The following is a 3,153-nucleotide window of genomic DNA, read 5'->3' on the forward strand; positions in this document are numbered from 1 at the left end:
GGCCCGCTGTACCTTAGCCAATGCTGAAGGCACCGCACAAGCGCAAACGCAACAATGAACGGCGATAATGGCAGGTATTTTTCCAGGCACCCCGCATTCATGAGCGAAACCACCGAATCCCTTGCCGCACTTGACGATCGCTTGCGCGGCCTGCTGCATGACTATGCGCGCAAAGAACCCGCCCACGACGCCCTTGCTGCCGAATTCGGCACATTGATCGACGATGCGGAAGATGCATTCCGCCGCGAACGCCTGGCCGGCCACTTCACCGCCAGCTGCTGGCTGGTCAGCGCCGATGGCCAGCGGCTGCTGCTGACCCACCACCGCAAGCTGCAGCGCTGGCTGCAGCTGGGTGGCCACGCCGACGGTGACCGCGATCTGGCCCGGGTAGCGTTGAAGGAAGCCGAGGAGGAATCGGGCCTGACCGGCCTGGTGCTGGATGATCCGGCCATCTTCGATATCGACAAGCACTGGATTCCCGAGCGCAAGGATGTGCCTGGCCATTGGCACTACGACGTGCGTTTCGTGATCCGTGCGCTGGGCGGAGAGGATTTCGTGCTCAGCGAAGAGTCGCTGGAGCTGGCCTGGCGCCCGGTGGCCGAGGTCGCCAGCGATCCGCAGTCGGACGAATCGATGCAGCGCATGGCGCGCCGGTGGCTGGCGCGCTGATTCATACCGCCGGGCATGGCCCGGCGCTGCCGTGATCGCGCGGGTAGCGCCCGGCCACGCCCGGCGACGTACATCTCAATACAGGATGCGGGTGCGCAAGGTGCCCGGAATCGCCGCCAGCTCGTCACGCACCGCGCTGGCCTGCTCCTCGCTGGCGGTGATGTCGATCACCACGTAACCCACCTTCGGGTCGGTGCGCAGGAACTGGCCGTCGATGTTGACGTTGTGCCGCGAGAAGATCTCGTTGACCTTGGACAACACGCCCGGCACGTTCTGGTGGATGTGCAGCAGGCGCAGGCTGTCGGCGTGCTCGGGCAAGGTCACTTCCGGGAAGTTGACCGCCGACAGGGTGCTTCCGTTGTCGCTGTAGCGCACCAGCTTGGCCGCCACTTCGATGCCGATGTTGTCCTGCGCTTCCAGCGTGCTGCCGCCCACGTGCGGGGTCAGGATCACGTTGTCGTGGCGGGTCAGAGGCGATTCGAAGATATCGCCGTTGCCCTTCGGCTCGACCGGGAACACATCCAGTGCAGCGCCACCGATGTGGCCGCTGGCCAGTGCTGCATCCAGCGCATCGATGTCGACCACGGTGCCGCGCGCGGCGTTGATCAGGTGCGCGCCGCGGCGCATCTTCGCCAGCTCGGTGCTGCCGATCATCCACTGCGTGGACGGCGTCTCCGGCACGTGCAGGGTCACGATGTCGGCACGCGCCAGCAGGTCGTCCAGGCTGGCCGCCGCACGGGTATTGCCCAGCGACAGCTTGGTTTCCACATCGTGGAAGATCACCTGCATGCCCAGCGATTCGGCCAGTACGCCGACCTGGGTGCCGATGTGCCCGTAGCCGATGATGCCCAGGACCTTGCCGCGCACCTCATGGCTGCCGCTGGCCGATTTCGACCAGCCGCCGCGATGGCATTCGGCGTTCTTCTGCGGGATGCCGCGGGTCAGCATGATCGCTTCGGCGATCACCAGTTCGGCCACGCTGCGGGTATTGGAGTAGGGTGCGTTGAATACCGGAATGCCGGCCAGCTCGGCCGCATCCAGGTCGACCTGGTTGGTGCCGATGCAGAAACAGCCGACCGCGATCAGGCGCTTGGCCTCGGCCAGCACCTCGGCACTGAGCTGGGTGCGCGAGCGGATGCCGACGATGTGGGCTTCGGCGATGCGCGCCTTCAGTTCGTCCTCGGGAAGCGCCTTGGTGTGCGCCTCGATCTGGCTGTAGCCGGCGGCGCTGAACACCTCCACGGCGGTCTGGCTGACCCCCTCCAGCAACAGCACGCGGATATCCTGCTTCGGGAACGAGGTCTTCTTCGGCGACATGGGGCGGCACGGCCAGTGGGACAGGGGCTGACCACTATGCCAGATCGCAACGCCCATGGTGCAGTGCGCAATTGGTTGCAACTGCAGCTATTGAAGGCTCTGCAGGGCTGGACGCTGGGCCCGGCCACTGGCACGCTTGCCCGTTCTTCACGCCCCGCGCTGGACCGTCATGACCGATTCCCGCATCGCCTCGTTGCAGCAGGCCTGTCCCGGCCTGAAGCTGAAGACCGACCCTGCCGACCTGGAGCATTACGGCCGCGACTGGACCCGGCGCTGGACACCGGCGCCGCTGGCGATCGCGTTGCCGGCCACGGTTGAAGAAGTGCAGGCGGTGATGCGCTGGACCGCGGCCGAGGGCGTGGCGGTGGTTCCCTCCGGCGGTCGCACCGGCCTTTCCGGCGGTGCGGTAGCGGCCAATGGCGAGCTGGTGCTGAGCCTGGAGCGGATGAACAAGGCGCTGGACTACGATGCGGTCGACCGCACCCTGGTGGTCCAGGCCGGCATGCCGCTGGAGGCGCTGCACAACGCGGCGCTTGAACATGGCCTCATCTATCCGGTGGACTTCGCTGCGCGCGGGTCGTGCTCGATCGGCGGCAACATCGCCACCAATGCCGGCGGCATCCGGGTGATCCGCTACGGCAATACCCGTGAATGGATTGCCGGACTGAAAGTGGTCACCGCCACGGGCGAACTGCTCGAACTCAACAAGGGCCTGATCAAGAACTCCAGCGGCTACGATTTCCGCCAGCTGCTGATCGGATCGGAGGGCACGCTGGGTGTGATCGTCGAGGCCACGGTGAAGCTCACCGACCCGCCGCCGGCCAGCAACGTGATGCTGCTGGCGCTGCCCAGCTTCGACGTGCTGATGCAGGTGTTCGCCGCCTTCCGTGCGCGGCTGCAGCTGCAAGCCTTTGAATTCTTCACCGACCGGGCGCTGGAACATGTTCTGGCCCATGGTGCGCAGGCACCGTTCGATGAAGTGCATCCCTATTACGTGGTGACCGAGTTTGCTGCCGGTGACGAGGCGCAGGAGGCGGCGGCGATGGCGGCCTTCGAGGACTGCATGGGCAACGGCTGGGTCAGCGACGGCGTGATCAGTGCCAGCGATGCCCAGGCGGCGCAGCTGTGGCGCCTGCGCGAGGGCATCACCGAGGCGCTGGCACGTTA

Annotated in this window: 3 protein-coding genes; 2 read left to right on the forward strand and 1 reads right to left on the reverse strand. The window is 66.1% G+C overall.

The window, feature by feature from the left end; all coding sequences use genetic code 11:
* The first annotated feature begins 54 nt into the window (after window positions 1–54).
* Window positions 55–669, forward strand: coding sequence for an NUDIX hydrolase (locus AB4Y84_RS17450; RefSeq protein WP_312110332.1), 615 nt, complete (start codon window positions 55–57; stop codon window positions 667–669).
* Window positions 670–744: 75 nt separating this feature from the next.
* Here AB4Y84_RS17450 and serA read toward each other — a convergent pair whose 3' ends face one another.
* On the reverse strand, window positions 745–1,986 hold the full coding sequence (gene serA, locus AB4Y84_RS17455; RefSeq protein ID WP_032975510.1) for a phosphoglycerate dehydrogenase: 1,242 nt from the start codon (window positions 1,984–1,986) through the stop codon (window positions 745–747).
* Window positions 1,987–2,155: 169 nt separating this feature from the next.
* On the opposite strand from serA, the gene AB4Y84_RS17460 reads away from it, so the two are divergent.
* Window positions 2,156–3,153: FAD-binding oxidoreductase (locus AB4Y84_RS17460; protein ID WP_442250543.1), on the forward strand; the 998-nt coding region annotated here is incomplete at its 3' end.

Origin of the sequence: Stenotrophomonas sp. 2YAF22 (assembly GCF_052114665.1) — a bacterium.
Classification (GTDB): Bacteria; Pseudomonadota; Gammaproteobacteria; order Xanthomonadales; family Xanthomonadaceae; genus Stenotrophomonas; species Stenotrophomonas indicatrix.